Source organism: Microcoleus sp. BR0-C5, assembly GCF_036705045.1.
Classification (GTDB): Bacteria; Cyanobacteriota; Cyanobacteriia; order Cyanobacteriales; family Microcoleaceae; genus Microcoleus.
Genome location: NZ_JAUBTR010000012.1, coordinates 103,559 through 128,399 on the forward strand (window position 1 = coordinate 103,559; position 24,841 = coordinate 128,399).

General features: G+C 46.1%; 21 protein-coding genes and 1 pseudogene. 6 read left to right on the top strand and 16 right to left on the bottom strand.

What is annotated here, in order from left to right; all coding sequences use genetic code 11:
- The first annotated feature begins 202 nt into the window (after positions 1 to 202).
- The 3 genes from QUB08_RS08480 (at position 203) to QUB08_RS08490 (ending at position 4,000) form a co-directional block, all read left to right on the top strand.
- The gene (locus tag QUB08_RS08480) at positions 203 to 2,482 is read left to right on the top strand and encodes a M23 family metallopeptidase (protein WP_333224300.1); all 2,280 of its coding nucleotides are present in this window, start codon (positions 203 to 205) and stop codon (positions 2,480 to 2,482) included.
- A gap of 50 nt (positions 2,483 to 2,532) precedes the next feature.
- Positions 2,533 to 3,051, top strand: a complete 519-nt coding sequence (locus QUB08_RS08485; protein ID WP_333224301.1) for a hypothetical protein — start codon at positions 2,533 to 2,535, stop codon at positions 3,049 to 3,051.
- 244 nt (positions 3,052 to 3,295) lie between these two features.
- Positions 3,296 to 4,000 carry a hypothetical protein gene (locus QUB08_RS08490; protein WP_333224302.1) on the top strand — a complete coding sequence of 235 codons (705 nt, stop codon included), beginning with the start codon at positions 3,296 to 3,298 and terminating at the stop codon, positions 3,998 to 4,000.
- A gap of 122 nt (positions 4,001 to 4,122) precedes the next feature.
- On the opposite strand, the gene QUB08_RS08495 is transcribed toward QUB08_RS08490, so the two are convergent.
- Together QUB08_RS08495 and QUB08_RS08500 are read right to left on the bottom strand one after the other, a co-directional pair.
- Positions 4,123 to 5,163 (bottom strand): DUF5895 domain-containing protein, encoded by a 1,041-nt coding sequence (locus QUB08_RS08495; RefSeq protein ID WP_333224303.1) that lies wholly within the window; start codon positions 5,161 to 5,163, stop codon positions 4,123 to 4,125.
- A 242-nt stretch (positions 5,164 to 5,405) separates the two neighbouring features.
- Positions 5,406 to 6,179 (bottom strand): hypothetical protein, encoded by a 774-nt coding sequence (locus tag QUB08_RS08500; RefSeq protein ID WP_333224304.1) that lies wholly within the window; start codon positions 6,177 to 6,179, stop codon positions 5,406 to 5,408.
- Between the two features lie 246 nt (positions 6,180 to 6,425).
- Here QUB08_RS08500 and QUB08_RS08505 point away from each other — a divergent pair, with 246 nt between their 5' ends.
- Entirely contained in the window at positions 6,426 to 8,351 is a 1,926-nt protein-coding gene (locus tag QUB08_RS08505; RefSeq protein WP_333224305.1) for a type IV secretion system DNA-binding domain-containing protein, read from the top strand.
- Between the two features lie 110 nt (positions 8,352 to 8,461).
- Here QUB08_RS08505 and QUB08_RS08510 read toward each other — a convergent pair whose 3' ends face one another.
- The 5 genes from QUB08_RS08510 to dnaN all read right to left on the bottom strand — a co-directional run bounded on the left by QUB08_RS08510 (position 8,462) and on the right by dnaN (position 15,456).
- Complete coding sequence (locus QUB08_RS08510; protein WP_333224306.1) at positions 8,462 to 9,088, bottom strand: hypothetical protein; 627 nt, start codon at positions 9,086 to 9,088, stop codon at positions 8,462 to 8,464.
- Positions 9,089 to 9,578: 490 nt separating this feature from the next.
- Positions 9,579 to 10,877: a ParB N-terminal domain-containing protein gene (locus QUB08_RS08515; protein ID WP_333224307.1), complete on the bottom strand. Its 1,299-nt coding sequence runs from the start codon at positions 10,875 to 10,877 to the stop codon at positions 9,579 to 9,581.
- A gap of 618 nt (positions 10,878 to 11,495) precedes the next feature.
- Complete coding sequence (gene holA / locus QUB08_RS08525) at positions 11,496 to 12,482, bottom strand: DNA polymerase III subunit delta (protein ID WP_333224309.1); 987 nt, start codon at positions 12,480 to 12,482, stop codon at positions 11,496 to 11,498.
- On the bottom strand, positions 12,479 to 14,023 hold the full coding sequence (gene dnaX / locus QUB08_RS08530; RefSeq protein WP_333224310.1) for a DNA polymerase III subunit gamma/tau: 1,545 nt from the start codon (positions 14,021 to 14,023) through the stop codon (positions 12,479 to 12,481). The genes holA and dnaX overlap by 4 nt, the downstream gene beginning before the upstream one ends.
- Positions 14,020 to 15,456, bottom strand: coding sequence for a DNA polymerase III subunit beta (gene dnaN, locus QUB08_RS08535; protein WP_333224311.1), 1,437 nt, complete (start codon positions 15,454 to 15,456; stop codon positions 14,020 to 14,022). The genes dnaX and dnaN overlap by 4 nt, the downstream gene beginning before the upstream one ends.
- A 269-nt stretch (positions 15,457 to 15,725) precedes the next feature.
- Between dnaN and QUB08_RS08540 the strand changes: the two genes are divergently transcribed.
- Positions 15,726 to 16,328, top strand: a complete 603-nt coding sequence (locus QUB08_RS08540; protein ID WP_333224312.1) for a Uma2 family endonuclease — start codon at positions 15,726 to 15,728, stop codon at positions 16,326 to 16,328.
- 211 nt (positions 16,329 to 16,539) lie between these two features.
- Here the strand turns inward: QUB08_RS08540 and QUB08_RS08545 are convergent, their stop codons facing one another.
- The 7 genes from QUB08_RS08545 to QUB08_RS08575 form a co-directional block, all read right to left on the bottom strand.
- The gene (locus QUB08_RS08545; RefSeq protein WP_333224313.1) at positions 16,540 to 17,937 is read right to left on the bottom strand and encodes an AAA family ATPase; all 1,398 of its coding nucleotides are present in this window, start codon (positions 17,935 to 17,937) and stop codon (positions 16,540 to 16,542) included.
- A 367-nt stretch (positions 17,938 to 18,304) separates the two neighbouring features.
- Positions 18,305 to 18,499 carry a hypothetical protein gene (locus QUB08_RS08550; protein ID WP_325314622.1) on the bottom strand — a complete coding sequence of 65 codons (195 nt, stop codon included), beginning with the start codon at positions 18,497 to 18,499 and terminating at the stop codon, positions 18,305 to 18,307.
- A 384-nt stretch (positions 18,500 to 18,883) separates the two neighbouring features.
- Positions 18,884 to 19,198 carry a helix-turn-helix domain-containing protein gene (locus QUB08_RS08555; RefSeq protein ID WP_333224315.1) on the bottom strand — a complete coding sequence of 105 codons (315 nt, stop codon included), beginning with the start codon at positions 19,196 to 19,198 and terminating at the stop codon, positions 18,884 to 18,886.
- Entirely contained in the window at positions 19,170 to 19,517 is a 348-nt protein-coding gene (locus QUB08_RS08560) for a hypothetical protein (RefSeq protein ID WP_333224317.1), read from the bottom strand. The genes QUB08_RS08555 and QUB08_RS08560 overlap by 29 nt, the downstream gene beginning before the upstream one ends.
- Before the next feature lie 100 nt (positions 19,518 to 19,617).
- Positions 19,618 to 20,202, bottom strand: a complete 585-nt coding sequence (locus QUB08_RS08565) for a hypothetical protein (protein WP_333224318.1) — start codon at positions 20,200 to 20,202, stop codon at positions 19,618 to 19,620.
- Positions 20,203 to 20,302: 100 nt separating this feature from the next.
- Entirely contained in the window at positions 20,303 to 20,911 is a 609-nt protein-coding gene (locus tag QUB08_RS08570; RefSeq protein ID WP_333176452.1) for a hypothetical protein, read from the bottom strand.
- 492 nt (positions 20,912 to 21,403) lie between these two features.
- A complete protein-coding gene (locus QUB08_RS08575; protein ID WP_015211723.1) occupies positions 21,404 to 21,949 on the bottom strand; it encodes a tyrosine-type recombinase/integrase in 546 nt (181 codons plus the stop codon).
- Between the two features lie 16 nt (positions 21,950 to 21,965).
- Between QUB08_RS08575 and QUB08_RS08580 the strand changes: the two genes are divergently transcribed.
- Complete coding sequence (locus tag QUB08_RS08580) at positions 21,966 to 22,127, top strand: hypothetical protein (RefSeq protein ID WP_333224319.1); 162 nt, start codon at positions 21,966 to 21,968, stop codon at positions 22,125 to 22,127.
- 317 nt (positions 22,128 to 22,444) lie between these two features.
- Here the strand turns inward: QUB08_RS08580 and QUB08_RS08585 are convergent, their stop codons facing one another.
- Positions 22,445 to 23,035, bottom strand: a complete 591-nt coding sequence (locus QUB08_RS08585) for a hypothetical protein (RefSeq protein ID WP_333075329.1) — start codon at positions 23,033 to 23,035, stop codon at positions 22,445 to 22,447.
- Between the two features lie 1,026 nt (positions 23,036 to 24,061).
- Positions 24,062 to 24,841: pseudogene (locus QUB08_RS08595) on the bottom strand (plasmid replication protein, CyRepA1 family); the annotation flags it as partial.

The following is a 24,841-nucleotide window of genomic DNA, read 5'->3' on the forward strand; positions in this document are numbered from 1 at the left end:
TTCCTTTCTCCCACTTAATTGCTTAACTTTTGTACAGTATCCTCAACCAATAACCAAAGTTTTTTGCACAAACATGAGAAGAATATTATCAACAAGATTCGGGCGATTATCAGTATGGTTATTCTCTTTAGCCTTAATAGTTTCCATTTTGTTTGAGCAACCAATATTTGCTAGGGCACGAATTCCTGCTGATACAACTGAAATGCCAACAAAAATTTTAGAAATACCAGGGATGGACAGGCAAGGAAATCCTACTTCAGTTAACGCCCTCTTGCCAGATTGGACACAAATTTCTTTTTCTCAAATGCCACCCATCAGTCAATCTGGAAGCCTTTCAGCGGGAGAGTACAAGCAGGCAGTTGGCTATGATTTGAGCCGAAGTTGGACAGCAGGGCAAACTCCTGACCAGTACATCATGTTGGGCGATATCAGCCAAGCTTTGCAACCAGAATTGTTATCCTTTGGTTTTGTTACACAGCAAGCTGGTCTGAATTTAGATAGCGTAGCTTTAAGCGCATTTACTTTAGTTGCCAAGCAGTCGTTAAATCAGTTAGTTCAGGCTATCCCTATTCTCGGTCAATTTAAAGTCGCAGAGATTGCGCCGGTGGCGGGACTGCTAGCAACAAAAGCTGCTGGCATTGATGTAGCCGATCGCACTCTAGATCGGGTTCTCAGTTCCCATCCACAATTAGGTCAGTTGAAACTGGGAGAAATTGACCTGTCTCAGTATTCAATGTCTTCGATTCCGAACTTAAGCAGCGCTCAACTTGGCGCGTTTTCAGATTGGCAAACGACCTTAATTAAAGACGTACCTGGGCTGAATGCTTTACCTCTGTCTAGCTTTCCCAATCCAATAGCAGAATTCGGCAATTTAGTAATGAGAATTGATGCGGTTTATGGTCCCGCCGAGCGGCGGCGAACTAAGACGATATCAGGCTCCGACGTTCAGGGATTCTCAGTTAACTGCCAAGAAAATGATTGCGCTTACATCGAACTAGACGATCTGGAGAATTCGGGTCGGAACGCTCGCGGTTCGCTCGAAGGCAAGCAATGGATTAGCGGTAAGTACCAGGAAGTCGAGGGCGGATCGGGCTGTCTTAAAGGTGTCAACGGCGGCAAGGAACCGACGGGAAGATTGCCTTTTGGCAGTGCTTTTAAGGTAGTGGTCATGGAACCGGACGAGCAAACCGATACCGTTGATACAGCTCTATTCTTCCGATTTTGTTCGCCTTGCGGCTGCTCTCCTTATTTCATTGGCCCAGTACCTTTCTTCACCTATCGGGTTAATTCTCCCATTTTCGTTGGGGCGCTGGAATCGTCCTCTGGCGGCTCTTCCTCTGTACCAACTGGGGCAGTTCGCGGCGGAGTATCTTCTCCTGTTACAAAAGGCGTAGCTACAGCAGCTAATATTAATGTTCCTTGCCCTCCGGGTAGCACTGCACCAGCGCCAGTGTCAGTTGGCAATGTTCAAGGAGTCAATGTTCCCGCTTTGTCGGAAGCGATCGCCAGTATTGAAAGCAGCAGTTCTTACGAGAATGCCGGCGTTAATGCTTGCGTTGATGGCGGAAATAATTGCGGGGTTCCGTTGGGCAAGTACCAGTTTATAAACTACGACGAGTACGCTGCTAGTTCAATTTCATCTAAACCAGGGGGTACGCAATTTTTAGCCAAACTGCGACGCGGTTATCAACCCACTCAAGCAGAACTTTTTCAATTTTTTCCGCCTGCCGATCGAGAAGCTGTTTTTGCTCAAAGTCTCGCTTCTAAGCTGAATGCCACCTCTCAAGAAAAAGACCCTACTACTGGAAGTTTTTTTAGTGGCGATCGCCTGATTGAGCGAGTAGCTCAAAAGCATTTCGGGGGCAACTACTCCAAAGTTGACGGCTCTTCAACCGATATATTCGGTCGTTTAACTCTCTCAAGTTACGGACAGGATGTTTTGAGGCGCTATCGAGAGGGAAGTAGGGCGATCGCGGAGTCGAATGCTGCTGCTTGCGTTCCGACTTCCAGTGCGGCGCAATCCTCTAATTCTGCGAGTGCTGCCCCCGGCGGCGGTCAATCCACGAGTCAGTATATCAAGCCTGCGAATGGGCCAATAACCAGCCGCTTTGGGATGCGGACTCGTCCGGTTTCCGGTGTGCGGAAAATCTATAACGGCATTGGAATTGCCGGCTCAATGGGAAGCCCGGTAAAAGCTGTTGGCGACGGCGTTGTCAAGACAGCGGTGTCTAACTGCCAGGAAGGGTTACAGAACTGCGGCGGTGGCTACGGCAACTGGATCGAAATTGAACACGGCAACGGTCGCACAACTCGGTATGCTCATCTGCGCGAAGGTTCAGTGAAAGTCAAAGTTGGCGATCGTGTTTCTCAAGGTCAGGTCATAGGCGGACTAGGCAGCACTGGGACAACGGCAGACCCTCGCTTGCACTTTGAAACCCGCATTAACGGAACGGCTGTTAACCCATCTCAAGAAGGAATTTGAATTAAACGGAGATGTTCTGCACCATGATTTCCTTGAAAAAACGGACGATTATGTTGAAATTTACCTGGGGCTTGCTAACAGCTTTTTTGGTTTATTTGTCGAGCAGTTTATTCACCCATTCCCCAGCTTTTAGCCAGCCGACTCGGAACGCTGATTTCCCTTCAGCTTGCCTTCCAGTGGGTCTAGGGACTCTCAGGACAGAGTTTGTAACTGAAGTAACAGATGGCAGCACTCAATATCGCTTGTTCGATGCCTATTTGCAGGGAGATGTCGTCCCTTTTTCTGTATTGGTTTCTCTCCAAGAGAAGCAGTGTAGCTTGCTTTATTCCAACCCGACAAACGATTTTTATCCTTACAGCCACACTGTCAAGCTGCCGATAGCAAGGCAAATTGCTCTGGGAGAATTGCGTTACTCCATCAACAAGGCAGGGAGTATTGATAAGTTCCGCTCTACCTTGCAGCCGAATTTGGGAGAACCCACTTGGCAATTTTCGGAAGAAGAGCTTTGGGCATTTAAGCAGGTTGGGATTACTATTCCTTCACTTAGTAAAAGCAGCAAAGATAAGTGAGATATGTTCGCTTTAATAAGACTCCTACAAGGGAAAACCAAACTTTTGCTTAAAGCGGATTTAGTAAATCTGCCGGGTGTCTTTCCTAACCGGATTTAGTAAATCTGCCGGGTGTCTTCCATAACCGGATTTAGTAAATCTGCCGGGTGTCTTTCCTAACCAGATTTAGTAAATCTACCGGGTGTTTTTCCTAACCGGATTTGGTATGACATCTACATAGAAATAATTTACAGAGGTTAAAGCAATGTTTAGCAAAAAGCAACAACTAACTTCAGGTTCAAAACACATAGGGGAGCCACCCATCATAGCTGCAAAGAAAAATTTATTACTGTTTTCTCAACCTTCTCATAAGGAACTCCCAAACCCCGCTTCTAATTCCCTAAATAATTCTCAGTCCAGAGTATCATCGTTTTTATTTATTGGGCGGTGGTTCCGCTTTGGAGTGGTCTTGTTCTTGCTGTTATCGATGTTGTTAGGAACTGCTGGTTGCACCGCGAGTGCTACAACGATTTCTTGGACACCTGCTACTAGACTCATCCCTGTTGAAACTGTTCAAGGCATAGTTTCCGAAAATTCTGATCTGAACCCCCAGAATTCAGCATCAAATGTGTTGGCTTGGGCTGTAAACGGACAAGCAGGCCGGTTAGTTATTTTTAATTTTAACAGCCCTGGAGTTTGTGGAGCGGGAGGTTGCTTATATGCTGGGTATTTATTCAGAAAGAATGTTCCTCCTCATCGTGTATTTGCTAGTTATTTAAACGAAAACTTGCCACCTAATAAACCGCTACTTCAAGTAGTAAGTGACCCCTCAGAAACCTCTGATTTGCCTTGCTTGCAAGTACAGCAGCCGTCACAAAATGGTATTCGGCAGTTGTTTTATTGCTTCAACGGCCGCCAGTACCAGTTAGCTAACAGTTCCTTGATTAATCTTCCCAATAAAATGGAATAGGCGACTTTAAAGTATTTGAGCTTGGCTGTTCGTTAGCGATCGCCTGTTCCGCACCAATAAAAAAATGCCTCGCTCCTTAACTGGATATGAGGCACTTCTTCAAAAGTAACTAACCGAGGCTGTTAGTCATCTGCTTCCGCATCAAAATCATCGTCGAACTCCTCTTCATCATCAAAATCGTCGAAATCATCCTCTTCTTCTATTACTTCAGCGGCAATTTTACGAGGGGATTTATGATTGGCGGTCTGCTTTTTTCCATTTTCTATTTTACGAGCAGCGGGTGGCAGCACTTGAATTTGCGGTTCGGCTGTACCTGGTAATGCAGGAGTTTCAGTGAATCCGGCAATGATATCGTGCAGCCCCCAAATCGCATTTTTATGCTGCGGGCGTCCCAGATATAGAAAGGGGAAATTATCAGCAGTTGGCTTAGTATAGCTGACAGTTTTGCAACAGTAGCTCTTATTAGAGCCTTCACCTTCTTTAACTCCTTTGAATTCCACCTCTAGGATACCGAGGCTTCGCCATTTATCGGTTTTCCCGCTGAAAGGAATTTGGAAATAGTCGGCGAATGCTTTTTCCAACAGACGGTAGAATTCGTCTCTGGCTGCTTTAAAGCTCCAAAGCGCAACATTTTTAAATCTGACGACAATAGGCGTGCTGTGTCTGGGACGATTGTTTTCATCCAAGAAGACAATGGCGTGTTCGCTAACAACATCCATTATCTTTTTATCGAGTTGAGCTTTATACTCTTCGTACAGCCCGACAACACTACCGCCTAGATCGGGAACGTCATTCTTGTAACGAATGTATTCAGGGACGAATCCCAGCACGCATAAGCGGCATTTAGAGAGCAACAGGCCTGTAACATCTTCTGTTAGTCCAATTGTAGTCATTTCCTCTTCTGTTGGCATGACAAACCAATTGGCTTTTTCTAGCTGATCCTCTGGAATTAATATTCCCGCCACTTGTTCGTTGATGACGATGCCATAGGGCAGAATTGGTCGCCTTACTTGATTGTGACCGGGTTCTAGGAGTTCGGGGTCAATTTCAAAATCAAGGTCTTCTGACTGATGTGGGATTGTGCCTTCAGTCATTCCTGCGTTATTTGAGCTTTTTGCTTTAGCTTTACTATTGGTTTTAACCATTCTAAAAGTTTGTGACATTGCAGTTCCTGCAAGGCGGTAGCCTTACCTTTAAAAAGGGTAAGAGGTAGCACAGTTAAGCCTAGTAATTTTGTCAAAAACATTAAAAAGTCATAAAAAAATTAACTGGTAGTACAGAACTACCGAATCGTGAGGGAGACTAATTAAGTGTGCAAAAAAAAAGAACGATTGTGAAAGCGCTCGCGCAGCTTCAGCAATTTCTGAAGTTGCGCTATTATCAGAATCAAGCACTCACAATTTTTTTAATTTTCTCGCTGCCAATATTGGGCGCGATCGACGCTCGGTAAAGCGTTTATTCCTATTGTCCGCAGTAGAGGTAGCCCTTCAACAAAGTTGATGGCTCCTTTCAAACCCGCGATCGCGTACAAAGAAGCTGCATCTGCTTGTTCGGATAGACTAGCATTGGCTTCTTCTAACAACTTTATTAGATATTCAGGAACCTGTACGAAACCGCCATCAATACAAGCAAGGGGGACAAATTTAGTATCGGGAGCTAGGGCTTTTGGCTTCAAAAAAGGCAGTTCGCGCTGGAAAGGTTTTGGAGTGGGGCGACTGTTTGTTACAGGCGATCGTTCTGATTTGCGCCTACGCCACCGCTTGGCTCGGTAAAAACTCCCTTTCAATAATGGGGGCTGGCTTACCATCAGTACAGCTTCGTGAAAGGGGAAATTCATCTGTTCTCCTTCCTGAATTTTCACCTCTTCTAAGTTAGATTTTGTCAACCAGTCAGGCGCCAGCGGACAGTGAGGGTAAGACACGACTTTAGAGTTGTAGGTTAAGTCGGAAAGCAATTTGCCCGTTCTGGATAGTCTGGCGTTAAGATAATGCCACTTTAATCCAGGTAGATAGGCTCCTGAATATTTTACTTCAACGGCTCCCATGTAGATCCATTCTGTACGTTCTAAAGTTAGCGAAATGTCGCCTCTTCCTAGTTTGATGGTGCTGCGTTTTAAAATTTCATAGTCCGGGTGTCTCTTCAAAAGCTCTGACAGCCACTCTTTTTGTTTCTTGTTCACGGTAAAAATATCTTTCAATAATTTTGCTTCCTATCCTGTTGACTGCGTTAGCAGGGATAATATCAAGTGCTGGTTGTTTTCTACCGAAAGTTAGAACTGTTGGCTGTAATTGCTCGTTCCCAAGACTGAACTAACACTGAGTAATTTTGATTTAAGCTTACTTGTCTGCAAACACTAAGTTGTAGCTACAACTGAGGTCATAGTTAATTGAGCGATAGACAAAATATTGAATTCAGATAGATACTTATGAATTTTGAGATTAAATTTTTGATAGCACAGGCTAACTCTACTCCAGTTCTCGCTCAAGCCCAGAGGAGAACCCAGCAACCCACACCCCTATCGTCAATTGACTTAGGCGGTCTCTTCCAACAATACAATAACCCGGATGGATATCTAACAATAGGAGCGCTGATATTCCTCCTCTTACTGTCTCGGTTTCTGGGAAATGGAAAGGGCAAAATTACCACTGGCAAGGTGTGCGGAACTTCCGAAAAAATGGCAGCCACTCAGCTTGCGTTGAAACAAATTAAGGAACGCAAGCATAATAAAGTCACGCTCTGGTGTGGCAGCCCTCGCTATTGGTGGAAGGGGAAAAAACTTAAAGGTTTTGTTACCAATATTCAGACAGCTTTTGGTTCTCCTCCCACTGTTTGGCTCCCTCATGCAGAACGGTCAACTTTAGTAATTGGAGCGCCTGGGTCGGGTAAAACTTTTTCTACAATTGATAGGGCGATAGAAAGTGCAATGGTACAAGGATTTCCGATTATTCTATACGATAAGAAAGGCGATCAGCTCAAACTCCACGCACCTCTGGCAGCGCGGTATGGCTACCAAGTGTCGGTATTTGCACCGGGAGAACCTTATTCAGGCATCATTAATCCCCTCGACTTTATGAAGTCCCCTCAAGATTCGGTCATGGCTGGGGAAATCGGTCAGGTTATTAATAGAAATGCGAGTTCTGGCAATGGAAAAAGTGATGAGTTTTTCTCTAAAGCCGGAGACTTATTGGCTAAAGCACTCCTTCAATTAGTCAAAGGTTCTAGGTATCCAGACATGGCAATGCTCTATGCAATTTTGAGGTTGCCAAATTTGGTAAAACGGATTGACTATGCGGTTCAATCCCGTCAAATTGATGAGTGGGTTGCCACCAGCTTCAACCAATTTTTGAGCGCTAAGGAAGCAGAAAAAACTATTTCAGGAATTCTGACGACAGCGGCCGGAACGTTCAGCAGTTTTATCCAAGCTGACCTGTTGCGAGCATTTTTGGGAAAGTCGGACATCCCAACGAAAATAGAAGGCCGACAGATGATTATTTTCAAATTAGATGACGAGCGGCGCTCCGTCGTGGGGCCTCTGCTGGCAGCCGCGATTCACCTCCTCGTTGTATCCAACTTAAGTCGCCCTCGGAAAGATCCACTGGTTATTTCACTCGATGAATTTCCCTCCATTCGATTGGATAGGATGCCGCAGTGGATTAACGAATATCGCTCGAATGGAGCTTGTTTCCTTCTAGGAATTCAGAGTTTGGAGCAACTGTACGAAGGGTACGGAGAGAAAATGGGGGCGGCGATCGCCTCTGCTTGCAGCACTCATATTTTATTCAATCCGGGTAACACTGATACTGCAAAAAAATACTCCGAACGCTACGGAGAAAAAGAAGTTTTGCTGAAAAGCAAGTCCACCAGCCGTTCAATGGGCGGCCAATCTCAAAGCAATCAATCTATTAGTTGGAACGAGTCGCTTCAAAAAATGCCGTTGTTTTCGGTGGACGAAATTTTGCGGTTCCCCCAGGGCCGGTGTGTAATTACGAACCCCGGCTACAGTTCCGGCGGCGAGGGGTCAATTCCTTACGCGCTGACTATACCTATTCCCAAAGCAGACTTGCAGCGGCAAAGCGAGAGTGAGGCTCTCTGGGATACAGAGGTCAGGTTCCGGCTGGAGAGTCGGGTGCAACTTGCCAGCCAAGACCAGCTTACAGCTGCTTTGTACGATCGCATTGAGGAAGCAGAACGGATGCTGCCTCTGCCAGACGCCGGAGGTAACGTTCCATCCCAATCGCCGATGCCGCCAGCTTCAGGCAAGAAATTTGGCTCTGACCCGCTAGACTCAGTTGTCAGTAAAACTGGGCGTTCTAGGCGGGTTTTTGCCACTGGCAGCATTGGCAAGCGCTAGCGGAGTGTGGCAGCCAATGGAAAATTTTCCATTGGCCTTGACCTGGAAGTTGGGATCGATTCGGATAGCAAAAGCCGCGATCGCATTCTGAGCGGCTGCGACAATAGTTTCTAAATCTCTACCTCTGGAATTCCCTCAATGTCGAAATGAGTTAGGGACGCGCAAGCAGGCGGTGATGTTCTTCGAGCAGCAACAGGCCATCTCGCCTGTCCTGCCAGCGCGGACGCGAGCCAGGCTTTCGCCTGCGCGTGTTGCCGGCTGTCCCAACTGATTTCGCGCCTCGTCCCCGGATGGGCGGGGTGCAGTGCTAACACGGTTAGCTTGATATTTTCTGGCGACAGCGAGAGAGATTCGGCTGCTGTCCACAATTTTACTCGGTCAGACCAATTTAATGCAGGATGGCGGATTGCCCATTCAATTAAATGGACGGATTGACGTTCAAGAAAAGCTGCATTGGCGTTGATTTGCACGCATACATCTTTATTAAGCCTAGCGCTAAACTGAGTATCGACTAAGAATGTAGGAGGTTCCCATTCAAATAGCTCTGGAAATAGCAAACTAACTTCCATAATCCACTTATCCACTTTGGGCTCCGCAAGTAGCAGGGGTTCAGTGGGTAGTTTCAAGAAAGTTTGTTTCATTATTAGTTGAAATTCCTCTTGTTTCAATTCAATGGGAACTGTTAGTTGTGTCGGATTGGCTAGAAAACTTAAATCAGTGAGGGTGATTAATTGCATAGGTGGGTAAGACAGTTACAGCCTACCCAGAAGCCGCGACGTTAGTCGCCTGGATGCTATTTATTGATAATGAACATTTTGGTTATCAAATATTTATAAATAAGAGTTGAGCGACCTCAAGAAAAATGCTCACGGGCGATCGCCACTTGAGAGGGTTTCGAGTACAGGGAACTTCAGTTTAACGGTGATGTCTCAATGCCTGCGACTACGCCATTGCTGCCCAGGAACATTGTTAATAACCCTCTCAAGCAGTCATCATGCTTGTCGAGGTTAAGGAGCCTCAACGATTGACCTATCAAGGTTTCAGAGGCGTTGTCACCCGCGTCAGACCCGGAAGCGAAAAAACGAGCCAAACAGTTATAGGTTGCACTGCTCGGCTATGGTAACGACGAGTTAAACTGCGACGCAGCAGCACTCAATGCTGTGCGATCGCACATTCAAACTCATTGGCAAACAGATCATCGGTTAGTTTCAGTAAAAAGGAACCTTACTACAAAGCCTGCTCGATCGCCCGCCGCGCCAATTCCACCTGTTCCACAGCATCCAGATAAGCTAGCGCTGCTGCATCCCAAACCACTTTTCTCTGCATTCTGTTCAAGACGATTTTCCCAAATTCGTACACCGTGCCAAAGCTTTGCAGCCTAAGAATTCGCTCAGCTATTGAGCAAAAACTCGGCGTTGGGTTCAATATCGCCACCACATCTGATTGAAGGAGCGACACCACCTCTGAACCCATATCGACTTTCAAAGTCGCTCCAACCTCCACAATCCGGCCCCAAAATCCATTCCACTTCCTTTCCGCTATTTTTTCTTTAGGAATAAAAGGGATTTTGACAATAACCCATGCCCCCGCGCTGTCTAAACCAAAGCGCGTTTTGACTCCCTCACCCGTAATTGGTTCGCAAGGAGTGCAAGTTTTACATTCTCCACCGCAATCGCTTTCTTGAATCGGCTCGCTACTACTGCTGCCCTCGGTTTCCTTCGAGGCGGAAGATTTTCTCAAAGCAGCCTTAATCAGAGCTTTAGCTTGTTTCGGGGTTTTCGCTGCTCCCGACGAGATCGCAGCCAACGCCACTACTCGCTTGTCCTCCTGCATCTTTGCAAGTTGATACCCTACATCTATGCTGTGGTCATTAATAATGTCCAACCACTTTGCAGCCAATTCGGGGTGGTCTCTCTTGAGCTCGTCGGCAGCTTTGACGGCAATGCGCCCTTTCCTGTAATTCCTGCCGCACCCCAAGCCGACTATAGCCGCCACAATATTTTCCGTCAGTTCCATTTCCCTTGGAGTCAGACCTAAGTCGATCGGCTTCAATGGAAAATTTTCCATCAGCGGTTGCTGGTTGTCCGACGGCGGCTCTGCTGAGTCAGCAGCTTGCTGGCAAGCTTTCTTGGCAGCGTGTCTGTTCCTCAGCTCTCTAGCTATAGGCTCCACAACAATTCCTTCACGAATTCTCTGTACTGGACTTTGGTGGCGGTGGCGGTTTTCTGCCACCAAGACGAAGAGCTCGTCATCTTCAGTCTGGAAGGGGCGGACAATAACTGGGACAAACTTCCAGCCCAGCGCGGATAGCGCCCTCCACCGCCGATGGCCGCTAACGATCGTGCCATCTGTTTTGACGGTCAGCGGTTGGACGTAGCCTTTGAGTTGGATCAACTCTACCAGGTCAGCAATACTTTCGGTGCACCCGTAAATTTCCTCATTGCGAGGGTGAGGCTTGAGTTGGTCAAGACCAATATGCTGAATCGCGTCGCTGACTGAGAGCGACACAGTTTCATTTTTATTCATTTGGATAGCCCTGGTTGTTTATTTGGGGATTGGGGCTTTGTACCGAAGGCCTGCTAAACCCAATAAGGTTTCCTAACAGAAAGCTGGGGTTATTCTCTGTCGGGGCGGCGCGGGCTGTATCGGCAGGTCGCCTTCACTGTCAAAAGGTTCGCTGTCTTTACATTCTTAAGAATAGCATATTTCTTAAACTAGCAATGCGCTACATTATGGTATAAGAAAAGACTATTATGTTTAACATTTTTTAAACAATTATTAATTATTATGATAGCGTATATGAGAAAAGTGGAGAAGGAATTAAAATTAATTATAACAGAGCCTTTATCACGTTGTATTTCAAAATTAAAATTACTACAAACATAATGTCTGTTGGATACTTTAGCCCATTTCTTACGAATCTTTCCACATTTAGGGCATCTCTGTGAGGGTTTTATTTTTTGAGTAGCAAGCATTAACATTCGAGTGACTTTAGTTTAATTAATAAGTTTTATAAGGTGTTTTGGTAAAAAAATAAAAAATTCCCCCGTTTAACTTCTTGCATTAGTTAAACAAGGGGAATGAACACTCGCGATCGCCCCTATATCGCCCCTACATCACTTCTACATCGCCCCTACATCACTTCTACATCGCTTCTACTTCGCGCTTGCTTGCTTTCTTAGGAGGAAACAGTTGGGCGATCGCCAGAATTGCAGGCAACATGGAATCCCCTTTACGCCCAAGCTTCAGCGAACCCTCTAAGTCAAGCAACAGGGACACCGCAGACGAAAGGGATGTTAGAGAAGCAGCAGCTACTTCTTTTCTCAGAAAGTACACTCGCTTCGGGTTGGCAATTTGACAAATCCGGGCAATTTCAGCGTCTTGCTTAACTCCTCCAACTATCGCCGCTTTCACCCACAACCAAGTTCTAAATTGAGCAATCAGCGTCGCACAAATCGCCAGCGGGAAAGTTTCTATGGCCAAAAGGTCAAGCAGCAAATAGACTGCTCTCTTAGAGTTATTTTCCCTCAGCGCTTCGGCAAGCTGAAGGCTATTTTGAGTGGTTGAAGGAACCAGCGATCGCACTTGGTTTAAAGTGAGGGAAGCGCCGCTGCTCAGGGTCGCCAGTTTGTGCAGTTCTGATTCGGCGCGAGCAGAATTGTTGCCGATCGCAACCGCCAAGTAATCAATAGCATTCGAGTTCAGCGACAGCCCTATTGCCAAAGCTTGAGTTCGGATCGATCGGGCAATGAGATCCGTTCGCCAGGGGGGAATAAGGTCGAACTCGAACAGCTTAGCTTGAGAAAGCAGGAATTTTGCCACCTTCAGGCGTTTGTCAATAGAAGGCGCTACAAAAACCAGGTGCGTCTTGTCCGGTACCTGCGGGAGCAACTGGAGAACCTCCAGCGCCTCTTCAGTAAACTGTTTGAAATTACACCCTTCTATCACCACTAACTTTGCTTTTTCCGTTGCCAAGGCGGGAGTCAGAGCGCAGTCAACCGCCTCATTCAATGCCGAAGCATCAAAACGGTGATAATTGAAGCCAATCCAAGCGGGGTCGAGGTTCTTTTTAAAGGCAGAAAGCTTTTTGTGAATCGCGTGGAGGTCATCCCCTATTAGCAAGCTAATCATGGGTTCTTCTCCTCGAACGACACAAGATAGCGGACGCCCGTTGCGGCCAGAAATATCTTCTGCACCTTAGCCGCGTTCCGGTTGAACTTGTCCAGGTATTGGGCGGGCACGGCCAGCACCGCTTTCTTTTCCGTCAGTGCTACCAGGGAAGCGGCACAGAGTAAAGCGCGGTTCTTCTCAGAAGTTGCTGAGAGCACTTTTTCCCAAATGGCTCGCTCGAAGGAACGAGGATCTCGCAACTTGGAGGAGGTGGGCAACTTCTGGGTGCGGTCGGGCTGGCAGGGGTTAGCAAGAGCGCCAAGAGCGGCGTGGGGTTTTAATTGTGGCACCTTTGCCAATCCCAGCAAGCAGAGTTCCAGCCACAGCGTTGGGTGAGCGCTCTTGCTGAGCTGCCATTCCGAAGCCTGCAACTGTTCGAGGCCAGCAGCGATCGCATTGCAGTCCCAAGCAGAGGCAATTTCCAGCAGGGCCGAGTGCGAAATGCCGCTAACTAGCATCAGCGAACAGTCCGGCACGCTCGTTGCAAGCAACAAGTCCCGGTAGCAGGCTAGCAGCGACGCCAGCAGCATTTTAGGGCTTTTCCCGCTGTCAATGAGTTCGCGGGACAGTTGCAGCAGCTTCAGCGCGTTGCCGGTGCGGGCCGATTTCAAAATTGCAACTAAATCCGACTCCGGTATCCGCCCCGACAGCTCCAATACGTGAGAGCTGGTAATTTCCTCTCCTAATAAGCTCAACTGGTCGAGCAACTGCAAGGCGTCCCTCATCCCGCCATTCGCGGCGCGGGCGATCGCAATTTTAGCTGCTTCGGCAATTGCAATTGACTCTTTCTGGGCTACCATTGTTAGCTGTTTGACAATGGCTGGGATTGGCAGCGATCGAAACAGAAACGTTTGGCAGCGGCTGTTAATTGTTGGCAGCACTTTGTGTTGCTCTGTTGTACACAAGATGAACACTACATGATGCGGAGGTTCTTCCAAACATTTTAGAAGAGCGTTAAAAGCTTGGGAACTTAGGCAGTGAACTTCATCTAAAATAAACACTCGGTAGCGGCTGATAACTGGTGCGAAGTGCGATCGCTCGATCAGGCCGCGAGCGTCATCCACGCCGTTGTGGGAAGCCGCGTCAATTTCAGCAACGTCTAAGCTGCTGCCTTTTTCAATCGAGCGGCAGGACTGGCACTTGCCGCACGGCTTTACTGTGGGTTTGTCTGCACTGGTGCAGTTGAGAGATTTAGCTAAAATGCGCGCCGTTGAAGTTTTGCCCGTTCCCCGTTCCCCGGCGAACAAGTAAGCCGGAGCAATTTTATTAGTTTTGACCGCATTGGAAAGTGTCCTTTGGATGTACTCCTGTCCGGCCAGTTCAGACAAGCTACGAGGGCGGTATTTTTGAGGCAATGCTGCGTACATGATTGAATGGTTAGGTGTAATTGTTTGCTGAGAATTAGAGTCATATTTGCAGAGTTGGCACTCAGAAAAAGAGAGAAGTAAAAAACTCAATATTTTTACTTCTGCCCAGCGAGCCTTTTTTGCAAAAGACATCATTCTTTGAAAATCGGCATTAACAAGTATTTAGCATCCATTAGGATGTTGGGCTTGGAGGGATTGCCAGCAGGAACTAAAATGGCGGGACCGTCGCGCTGAGTGAGGTGCATTTGGAGTTGGGAACTAGCGATCGCTTTTGCACCTTCCAACAAATATTTTATGTTGAATGAAATGGACAAATTGCCGTCTGAGTTAACGTGCGCCGCCATCTGTTCCAAGCCGTTTCCAAATTCTCTGAAAAGCGACAGTGACACTTGCTGTGCTTCGCTATTAATACGGATGCTGAGCGTTTTTTCTTTCTTGTCTGCCAGCACAGCAATTCTCTCTATAGCTTTGATGAAAGGTGCTTTTTCCAGCGTTACCTGATGTTGGAAATCCTGCTGCAATAACTCGGGATAAGCTGGGTATGTGCCTTCTAAACAGCGCGTTACTAAGCGCTGCGCTCCCCACCGGAATTCTATCAAAGCGCTCTCAGTGCTGTAAGAAAGCTCTACTGGGTCAGCGGATGTCCTGCTCGATAAAATTCGCTCCAGTTCGGCGAGCGATTTAGCTGGGACTGTAAGCTCTAGAGGCTGTGCAATTTCCGCTTGTTTCTTCTTAGAAAAACCTTGAATTGAAGTATTGAGGACAACCAAACGGTGACCGTCTGTGGCAGCAAATTCGAGGCTATCTTGGCCGATTTTGAAGTAAACACCTGTTAGGATTTGCTTGCCTTCATCGGTAGCGGTGGCAAACAGTGACCCTTTCAGCCCTTCTTTCAAAGTTTCAGCGGGGATGCAAATTGTTTGCGCTGTTTTTACTTCAGGAATAGCAGGGAATTCTTCACTCGAAATCCCTCGAACTTGATAGCGACCGCAAGCAGCAATTAGGGTAGCAACTGGACTGTTGCTAACAGCCTCTGGCAAGGTGATGTTATTCCCGCTATCTTCGCTATCTTCACCTTCGCGATTCAAGGCTTCGCGACTGACCAAAGTGATATCTCCAGGCGAGAATTTCCCGACAATATCGCTAAGTAGCCCGACAGGAATGGTCATGTCGCCGGGAGATAGAACGTTGGCATCAAAGGATGTTTGAATGGCTAAGCTCATGTCGAAAACGCTGAGTTGGACTCGCTGCGTTTTTTTGCAAGCGACCAAGAGGACATTTCCTAACACGGGGTGGGTGGGTTTTGCTGGGACAGCTTTGCTGACAAGTTCGAGATGGTTGGCTAAATTGTCTTGCGTGCAGACGAGCTTAATTTCTGCTGGCAAAAGCTGGGGAGAATCGCCTGCGCTATTGGAGGAATTGCGATCGGATTTTTCTTCAAGTTTTGGTTCATCTTCGACCAAAGGTTCGGTTTGTTCTAAGGGAACACTTGCCTTGGGTTTTATTTTGGAAAATCCGCTTTCTTTTTTTCGGCTTTTAGCTGTCGCGGTGTGGGATTTGGTTTGCATCTTTGTGCGTTAAAATAGCTGCTAAGCGGGGGCAGCGCTAGCTGCCCGGAGAATAGCTCGCACGATTCAGCTTGTCACTCAACTTTAGATATAAGATTTGGGTACGATTTTTAGATAAAATCTGAATTCAAATGCAATCTCTAAATATTGCAAATGTTTCCCGCCATAGTAAAAAAAGTAGGGTGAGTTAGATAATCAACCAGAAATTTCAACCCCTTACCGTTCAATCTGACGCACCCTACAAGTTAGACTAAAATCTCGCTAAAAAAATGACTCAAACCATCTCACTCACAGAAAACATCCCCCTGAAGCTGCAAATGTCACCTGCCATAGACATGACAGACGAGCAATTTTTTGCCTTCTGCCAGCAAAACCGGGATTATCGAATTGAACGCAACGCCACCGGAGAAATTACCATTATGCCACCCACAGGTTCCGAAACAGGAAATCGCAACTTTGATTTAATTGTACAACTGGGAATCTGGACAAGACAAAACGGAACAGGAATCGGTTTTGATTCTTCTGCGGGTTTCACCCTCCCCAACGGCGCGATGAAATCCTCTGATGCTGCTTGGATAAAACTGGAAAAATGGCACACTCTCACTCCCGAACAGCAGCAAAAATTCGCTCCTATTTGTCCTGATTTTATCATCGAGTTGCGTTCTCCCAGCGACAACCTGCAACCCTTGAAAGACAAACTGCAAGAATATATCGATAACGGTGTTTCTCTCGGTTGGTTAATTGACCGGAAAAACCGTAAAGTTTACATTTATCGTCCTAACTCAGAAGTAGAATGTTTAGATAACCCCGCTACTCTCAGCGGCGAATCTATTTTACCCGAATTTGTGCTACAATTATCAACTATTTGGTAAATAATATGGCAATTAAAAGCAATTAAAAGCGATAAATTTACAGGTCAATACCTAAATACCTGTTTTAATTATACGCCAAAACGCCGTACAAGTCAACCCCCCAGCCGGGGATGGGCGATCGCGCTTGCGCTGACTCGATGGCCGAGGCGTAGCCAGCCACAGGCATCGCCCTTAAACTCTAAAAGTGCCATTCACCAAATATAAAATGGGTTCACTTAGTAACAAAAACCCGGTGCTTCGCACGACTACAACTCACGTACATAAGCTGATTGTGCGCTCGAATACTGTCGCGGTATTCTTTGACAAATTGAGCTTTTTGACTAGGAAAAAGTTGAGCGAGATACAGCAATTTACTAGCGACTTTCCTGCCGATATCACTGCTATCAATTCCCACCTCCGTGAAAGTAGAGCCTTGAGAATTGTGTACAGTAATTGCCCAACAATTTCTCATATCTGCAAAGATTTCACAATGGTCGTACCATGCCTTCCATAAGCTCGGATTGCTTTTAGCATTTTGCAGCAACCTAGCATTGTCCTGTTGGAATCGGCAAGCGTCACTTTCGTGGAGGATGTAAATTTGGCGTTGGTCGCCTGCATCGGTTTTAACCTGGAGATTCCAGGCTTTATAGCCAGAGTACCTATCCTCTTGAAATTCGGCAATTTCCACTTCTGCTGATGTGGGCAGGATGACGGTTTTGCCGTCGGGAGCAATAACGGGAGCTTTAGCAATCAACCTCTCTCCAATAATAAATCTGGGAGCATTTTTTCCGTAGATTTTGGCTCTGATTTTGCTATTCCAGTAGGCGACGCGCTCGTTAGTGTAGCAGAGGATGCGAAAGCAATCAGGGTCTTGAGGGAAAGTAGAAGAGAACTTTTTTAAGGCGTATTTCAGCAGCGTTTTTTCTCTGACTAAGAAGGCTCCGTTTTTTTTATCAAGGCTGAATTTGGAGAAGGGTTTGAACGCCTCTTTGCTCTTGACAGCCGTGCGGCAAGCTGTTACGAATTCTAGCAGGGGGCTGCCCGCACCTTGCCTGACGACCTCTGTTAAAACGGCTTTTTCAGGCACGCTGAAGGATTGAGATTTTTTCTCTTCTATGAAGCCATTATTAACAGGAGGCAATTGTGCGGGGTCGCCCATAACAATAAGCTGCCGATTGCTGCCGATGAGTAAAGCGCTAGCAATTCTTTCTTGAATAATATTCCACAGTTCTGCTGTAACCATACTGCACTCATCGAGAAAAATAGTGTCGTACAGGTGAAGGAAAGAAGGAGAAACTTGTTTGAGGATTTTATTTTGCCCCTGTTTGACTGGAGCTAACCCCAATAGCTGGTGGATGGTCATAAAGTCTACTCCTCTCAGTCCTTTTTCAGCAGCCATCCGTCGCAATACGCCTACAGCTTTATTGGTGGGAGCGGTGAAAGCGACTCTCTTTCCGGCGCTGACTAATTGTTCTGCTACCAGGTTGACAAGGGTTGATTTTCCCGTACCTGCATATCCAAATAGCCCGAATACCCGTTTAGAACTTGCTACAAATTGTTCGAGGAGTTGGAGGGCGTTGTTTTGTTGAGAAGTTAATTGAAAATTCGGTTTTACCAGTGTTTGAATCATAGGGTTGGTTTCTTCCGCTATCTTTCAAACACTAATCAGCGCTAGCTGAAATTTACACAATAATTAATTGATGGACACGATAATAATAACTCTAACAGGACTTACGCATAACCTCTATATGTAGGGTGAGCCATAAGCACTTTACCGCTACCAATAGTGTATTTAAACACTTAGGGCGTAAGTCTTGTATAATTTGTTCTGTTGATTTGACTGCTACTCAAATTTTCCATAGTTAGGACTTATGCACCCATCAAAAACTCTCCCAGTTATCAGTTGGATTGATAACTAGGAGAAATTGTGGAGAAGCGGAGTTATTAATCTAATGCAGGTACTTTGACTAATTCGACTTCAAAATAAGTTTTGCCCATCAATCTTGAGGCAAAGCTGGCTGTTCTTGACTATCAAAAATAATCACAAATGTGCGATGTTTAACCAACCGTTGCAAAACCCGCAGATGCTCATCTGCATCGTTTCTCTTGCGAAATCGCGCCACAACAATACGCTGGCAATTAGGAAGTAAGCGAATTAAGCACCACGGGTGCAACTTCTCAAAATAGGTCATTTTAACCTCCTGATAACAGTAACAAATTGTGTTTGTGTTTGATTACCTGCCATTACCTTAATTGAAACAATATTGTCAAAGACAGGTCACGGTGATATTGACAATTGACTATATTTGTGCTGGAACAAGCTAAAATTATTTTTTGATGCTGAAAAGGCTTGATGTATATAAAATCAAAAACAATAGTGGCGCTTCTATTTGGAAATGAGGCATTAGAAATCTCCTCAGAAACTCGCAGGGGAGAAGGGAGAAGGGGAGAGGGGGAGAAAGAGTTTCTTTGATCCATAACGGGTGCTGGACCTCCGTGAAACGCTTTGAAGTTTATCAATTTGAGAAAACACGGGCAATTGTTCAATGCACTAATTTCAAGCAGACGCGCCACTACTAATGCACGCTATTATCTTCAGAAAGCCGACATAGCAAGGTTGCCAGTGCCTCTGGAATTTCCTCAAAATGTTCCAGCAGAAAGTCCATTACTGCCAGATGACGCAAATCGACAGGAGTAGGAAATCTTCGATTTTTTCCCTTTTTAAACCAACCCCGCACTGTAGAATTAGAACGGGAACAAATAAAAGCGATTTCCTCGTAACTCACCGCCCACTTGCCATAAAACTGCTTCGGCGTCATTCCCAATTGGCATTGACTGTAAACGGCAATCAAATTGCGCTCTCTACTTGTCAAACTTCGTGGCTTTTTCATCCTCAAACCCCTCCAAATCTTCCTCCCGCGCCGTATCAAACTGACACCAAGCTGCGCTCTTGGAATTAGCAGCCAGCCAAATTATGTAGCACCACATCCAACAGTACCGACGCGGTTCGCAGTTGTAAAATTTGCCAATAACTATCCCCCAATCAGCTTCTTCGCCAACACCCGTCCAGCGCACCATGTCGCCGCACTCAAAGCGCGGCGTGTGAATTTTGGCAAAATTAGCAGGCAATTCGATTGAAGGTGGCATCCCCTTCAAATCTCTTAGCAACAGCGCCGAAATCAAATCTCGACTTCCTTTTAAGATTGACATAAGTTCATAGCTGTGAATCGATTGCACCTGACTTTTTTTGACAGGTTTTCCGGCAAATTTCTTGATAAAGAAATTGCAGCGCGATATTCCCCTAAATCAATCAACTGAAATGAAGCTGTGTAAATTCCTTTCTCCGGCATAATTGCCCTGTTTTGAAGTTAAATGCTAAGCCGTGACCCGGGCAGGTTCCTAAATTAGGGTGCTTGGTATTTGGCAAAAGTTTATAACCTTTGTGGGGGCAAATATTACCAGGCAGCAAGGAGCAGTTCGAGTAAGCTTCCTCCAAGCGTGGCAAGAAGTTGTAGTCGGCTGAAAGGATTGGTATATTGCGGTAGCACAAGCGCACCACTTGTTTTATTTCGATAACTTCACAAGCTAATTGAACTCGTGCTTGCCAATCTTCAGCAGTTTCCCCATCAGTGAAGAATAAGTTGATAAGTCGGTCATGCCAAAAGCGAAAGTCAAAGTGATAGTGGAGCGGTTCAAACTTGAGAATTTCTGCATCAGAGTGCGGTCGCTCAGGAAGTATAGGAATCCAGAAAGGGATGATTTTCCCTGGAAATCTTGATTCCCAACTGGGAGGACACCAGCTTTTAACGCATTGTACAAGCGCTCTTTCTCCAATGGCTACTACTTGATTTTGTGTTTTATTTTTGTTACAGAAATAGGCAGAGTTTTTGGTCATTAATTAGTGTTGCTAGGAATTGGCACTAATACCAATTCCTCTCATAGTTACAAGGAAAGATTGCGTTCGCTTAAGGGTAATGATTCTGCTGTACCCAAATTTAATGGATGCGTTGCAAAAATCTTTGCAGTACAGAAATCGCTGTCCAATTACCTTTATTAGCAGCTTCGACGTATCGCCGGATCGAATCTTCAGTTAGTTGTTGGTCAAGCCAATGCCCCAATTCCACTAGCTCCTGCTTTTGTTGTTGATTGTGCCCTGCCAACAACTCAAACATCCCCAACTTCTGGAACGTAGAAATGTCAAAGTTTGCCAGTTCTTCCTCAATCCTTTGCCGTTGCTGTTCAACTTCTTCTGGTGACAGAGTGGGCAGCGGCGGGTGCTGGATGTTGAGAAATTTCTCTACTTCTGGGTAATTTCCGACGTACATCTTTCCTTCCAAGCGATCGCACACAATTGCATGGGTGGGAAATTCATCATCGGAACCGAGGTGGTATGGTTCCAGATCGAGGGCGAGAGCGGGATGTTCAGTAAGTGGCTCGTACACGGCATAATAACTGAAGGTCCCTAACCCTCTACCATCAGTCCAAGTAGCTTTGCTGCCCATATAAAACATGGCGAAGTATCGGGAATCACCAACGATACCCACCATTTCTGGCAGCATGGGCGGTAGTGGTACTGGCAGTAAATTCAAGTTGTTTCCGTTCAAGGCGAGATAGCCTCCCTCTTTGAATTTTGTGTGGTTAATTGAAAGGGAGCCAGTTAACTGAAATAGAAGTCAATCATAATTCTTAACAGCTAACTGGCTTTTTTGAGGGCGATCGCCCGTGATGAAGGCTTTCCTAGGTGAATGCGTTCGCTATTGTTAAAAATGGATGAAACTTAAATGAACAGGTCACTCCCAATAGCGGCGATAGCCGCTCTTTGACAAGGCCAAACCTGTCTTGTACTGACAAATTTGTACGTCAATTACAACTCAAGAGTCAGGAAAGCTTATTCACACCTCACTCTTGAGCAGGCGGCTCAAACCAGTCAGGATTGTCGCGGATAGCAGTTGCCTTTGTTTTAGCTAAAATACATCCGGCAAGAAATGGGTAGCCATCGCGAGCCTTGCGTCCAAATATCGCCTCAATTCAAAGAAGACTTACGGGAGAGCCCTTCAACTGTTGAAACAATCTGGCGAACCAAAGTCGCGATAGCTTCACTTCAGAATCCCGAGCGCCTTGACAAGCTGTTCCGGCTGCACTTCTAAATAGCGCTGGAGGCTCGACAAATTTTTGTGACCTGATATCTCCATAATTACCCGCAGTGGCACCCCAGCATTGCTCAAATTTGTGAGTGCTGTCCGCCTCATCGAATGTGTGGAAGCTCCCTTAATTCTTACCCGTTTGCAAGCTTCTTTAAAAATCAAGTCGGCCTGAGAGCGTGTCAAAGGCTTCGTACCCTCTCGCCCAGGAAACAAAAAACCCGCATCTGGATTGTAAGCCAATAAAAACTTAGCCAACATGGGATGTAGCGGCAGCGTTCGCGTTGCTGACTTGCCCTTAGTTGTCGCTTTCCGCAGCGTCACCACACCGCCAACAATGTCCTGAGTTGTTAAAGCTAACGCCTCTGAAATACGACAGGCACAATAAAAAGTCACAGCAAACAAAAGCCTATCCCTTGCTGTAACAAAACCCCGGTCGAACAGCCTAGATATTTCGGCGGGCGTCAAAATCTTAGCACGCCCGTTGCCTTGAACCTTCACGGCGCAGCCCTCCAAAATGGAAGATCCCTTATTATTGGACGAAAGTGCGCTTTCGTCAAGTCTGCCGAAAAGCTTTTATCGCTTGATGGGCCACTTGCGGGGCGCTGCGCCGAGGATGCCGGAGCCCGCGCCCTTTATTGCAGTTAAATTGGCTTTTATTGCTACTCAACTGACTTAAATTCTCAGGCAAATTGATAATTGGCAAGGTGGCGATCGCGTCTATGAGGTCTCGGAAGGTAACAGGTTTAATTGCCGCCATAACAGTACGCTCAAATAGAATTGGCGCTTGTAATAATTTGATTATACTATTTTTTTATTCACTTTGCAAGTTGTTTTGCTAGTTTTGTTTCCCTTTAATATAAAATTATGATTTTATTGGAAAATCGCTTATTCAGGTCAAAAGAACTGCCCAAGCCTTCGTAAGGCTTGGGCATTGTTATAAGTTTCGGAGGGTAAACGAGTACGCTGGTTGGTTGAGAAACTTTTCGTTCGCTGCTAGGACACTGAACGCGCACTTTCACCTAGTTCGGAAGTAGCAGATGCTAGAGTATTTGCAATCACCGCTTTGGGAGCAAGCTTGAGGATGATAGGCATCACAATTAGGGGAGAATTTTCCAGCCGATTTTTGATTTGAGCCTGCAACCATTCAATAGAGGAATCAGAGCCGTTAACTTTTTGCTTGAACCCCAGTTCTGGCGCAGCAGCTTTGATGGCGCTAGCAATTTTGCGAGCTTGCCTAAGTGAAATTAGTGAAGTATTAACGGCAGGAACTGAGGTTGTGCTTGCACCTGAATGTGCGGCAAAATCAATAGGTTTTGCAGGTTTGTTTGGTGTTTTTTTGCCTGTGGTCTGATGGCGAGTGTGATGGGAGCTGGCTGGTTTCTCAATTTCAATTGTTGCTCCATTTACTGCACTGCCAATACCATCGGATGGTGTTGCGACTGTTGACACATTTACTTGGGTTCGATTGTCTGTGAGTTCTTCTTGGGCTGCTTCAGGTTTGTGCAGGAATACTGAGGCTAAGCAAAAGAGAGTGGTAAAAAGGAAAGGAGGAAATAGTACATCGTTGATAGTTTGGATAGTCATATTAACAGAAAACTCCCAATCAAATTTTTCGCGGTAAGCATTGCTAACCTTTTTTAGATTGCAACAGTTGACAACATGGTGCAGCATGGCTACACGGGCTGAAAAAACGGATAATTAACTTCAGCCTTTTGGATGATTAACTGAGGAGAAATACACCTCCTCTGATAATTAATTCAAAGGCTCCGACCTGCTGTACGAGGATCTAAGCGGTTTCAGGAAAGCGAAAAGTTGTGTTTTCTTTCTTCGCGATCGCCTCGCGCGTGACGGGCGCCAATGCGAGGGGACAGTGGCGAGTGAGCGTTCAGTCGCCACAATTAGCACTCTCTGCGGAAAGTGGTTTCAGTAGCTCGCTTTGTTTGTAGGCCGGGTGCGGGAATTGTTAGTTCAGCTGTCTTCCACTCCGCGACGGTAGGCGCGGAGATAAAAGTTAATCAAAAATTAATCGGACATTACTGTCATTTCACCCCTAACTTGGCACGCTAGATGGAACCATAAAATGGCACTAATAATGCCTGCAATGCTTAGAAATTCGTATATTACGCTAGCTAAACAATGTAAGTCTTTAACCGAAGCGAAAGAGCATTTTCCAGAACTCAAGACAGTAAATGCTCAGGTATTGCAGCAAGTTTTGAGAAGACTGGAAACCACGTTTGTGGATATGCAATCGTATTGCGAATGGGCTTTCCTCGGTTTAAGAACCGGGCAAGAATGCGTTCTTTCGTGTTTCCACAAATGTTGCCCAATTGCGTACAAGGCATCTCAATCAAGTTGCCTCAACTGGGTGTAGTGGAATTCATCAAGTCAAAGGATATCCCAGACGGGTTTGTGGTAAAACAAGCCCGCAAGCGTTCGTAAAGCATCAGGGTACTTCATCATGCTTTCGCTCTTGTGTGATGTTAATGTTCCTGATGTCATAATGATGGGGAATTCATCGGACATAAATTGTTCAGCCTATTTCTTTCGCTGCACTCGCAGTTCACAAATACAAGGCTGAACTGAGCATCAATCGCGATCGCCATAAATAACTCATCCTGTCCCCTCTTCTGCAAGCTCTAAGCGGTGCGCGTAAGTGTTGACGAATTGCCCCGAAAACAGGGATTTCACCATTACCTGAGCCCCTGCAACAGCTCTAACGACATATTTCTGAACTTCACCGCAGAACCTCACCACCGAGCCCACTTTAAGCTCAGACGGTGCCATTTGGGGTACTTTTGTCTCATAAGTGGGAATGACGTGATTTTCGGGTTCTATCGCCTCATAAGAAGCTGCAACTCCCATCCCTTCTGTTGTTAATGTCTCTGCGGGTTCAGCTTCCACTCCGAACACTTGAGTGGCGTGAGGCAATTCCTCACCCAGAGGTGGCACACCCTCTGACATCCCTATATTATTATCCGACCCTGTGCCAGCAGTTCCCATCTCATTAATCTGTTGAGATAAACCAAGGGGAGGCACACCCCCTGACATCCCTATATTATTATCCGACCCTGTGCCACTAGATACCCCTCCTAAAAACTGAGTAGCACCTTCCGCCGACACTGCCTCTTTATCCCGCTGCTGCCAAGCCTCAAAAATCGCCTCCCTGCCATCCTGGGGAAACCCAAACTGGTAAACCCTAATACGCTTGGGCCTACCTAAAGCATCTCGTTCCTCCGACCTTTCTTGGCGAACCCGCCGCAAAGTAAAGCCCAGCTTACCCCTCAAAATATACTGCACCACCTCCATTGGCAAGGCCTTGGGATTGACGCTGATGCCCAAAAAGTCTTTCACATCAACAGAACATAGCTTAACTTGCTCAGCAAAAGCTAT

Coding starts and splice junctions, on each gene's coding strand:
- QUB08_RS08555 (WP_333224315.1), bottom strand. CDS start 19,198: ATGAAAAAGCCACGAAGTTTGACAAGTAGAGAGCGCAATTTGATTGCC.
- QUB08_RS08480 (WP_333224300.1), top strand. CDS start 203: ATGCCAACAAAAATTTTAGAAATACCAGGGATGGACAGGCAAGGAAAT.
- QUB08_RS08565 (WP_333224318.1), bottom strand. CDS start 20,202: ATGACCAAAAACTCTGCCTATTTCTGTAACAAAAATAAAACACAAAAT.
- QUB08_RS08515 (WP_333224307.1), bottom strand. CDS start 10,877: ATGAATAAAAATGAAACTGTGTCGCTCTCAGTCAGCGACGCGATTCAG.
- holA (WP_333224309.1), bottom strand. CDS start 12,482: ATGATTAGCTTGCTAATAGGGGATGACCTCCACGCGATTCACAAAAAG.
- QUB08_RS08545 (WP_333224313.1), bottom strand. CDS start 17,937: ATGATTCAAACACTGGTAAAACCGAATTTTCAATTAACTTCTCAACAA.
- QUB08_RS08550 (WP_325314622.1), bottom strand. CDS start 18,499: ATGACCTATTTTGAGAAGTTGCACCCGTGGTGCTTAATTCGCTTACTT.
- QUB08_RS08560 (WP_333224317.1), bottom strand. CDS start 19,517: ATGTCAATCTTAAAAGGAAGTCGAGATTTGATTTCGGCGCTGTTGCTA.
- QUB08_RS08585 (WP_333075329.1), bottom strand. CDS start 23,035: ATGACTATCCAAACTATCAACGATGTACTATTTCCTCCTTTCCTTTTT.
- QUB08_RS08510 (WP_333224306.1), bottom strand. CDS start 9,088: ATGCAATTAATCACCCTCACTGATTTAAGTTTTCTAGCCAATCCGACA.
- dnaX (WP_333224310.1), bottom strand. CDS start 14,023: ATGATGTCTTTTGCAAAAAAGGCTCGCTGGGCAGAAGTAAAAATATTG.
- QUB08_RS08580 (WP_333224319.1), top strand. CDS start 21,966: ATGGAAGATCCCTTATTATTGGACGAAAGTGCGCTTTCGTCAAGTCTG.
- QUB08_RS08540 (WP_333224312.1), top strand. CDS start 15,726: ATGACTCAAACCATCTCACTCACAGAAAACATCCCCCTGAAGCTGCAA.
- dnaN (WP_333224311.1), bottom strand. CDS start 15,456: ATGCAAACCAAATCCCACACCGCGACAGCTAAAAGCCGAAAAAAAGAA.
- QUB08_RS08505 (WP_333224305.1), top strand. CDS start 6,426: ATGAATTTTGAGATTAAATTTTTGATAGCACAGGCTAACTCTACTCCA.
- QUB08_RS08495 (WP_333224303.1), bottom strand. CDS start 5,163: ATGTCACAAACTTTTAGAATGGTTAAAACCAATAGTAAAGCTAAAGCA.
- QUB08_RS08490 (WP_333224302.1), top strand. CDS start 3,296: ATGTTTAGCAAAAAGCAACAACTAACTTCAGGTTCAAAACACATAGGG.
- QUB08_RS08485 (WP_333224301.1), top strand. CDS start 2,533: ATGTTGAAATTTACCTGGGGCTTGCTAACAGCTTTTTTGGTTTATTTG.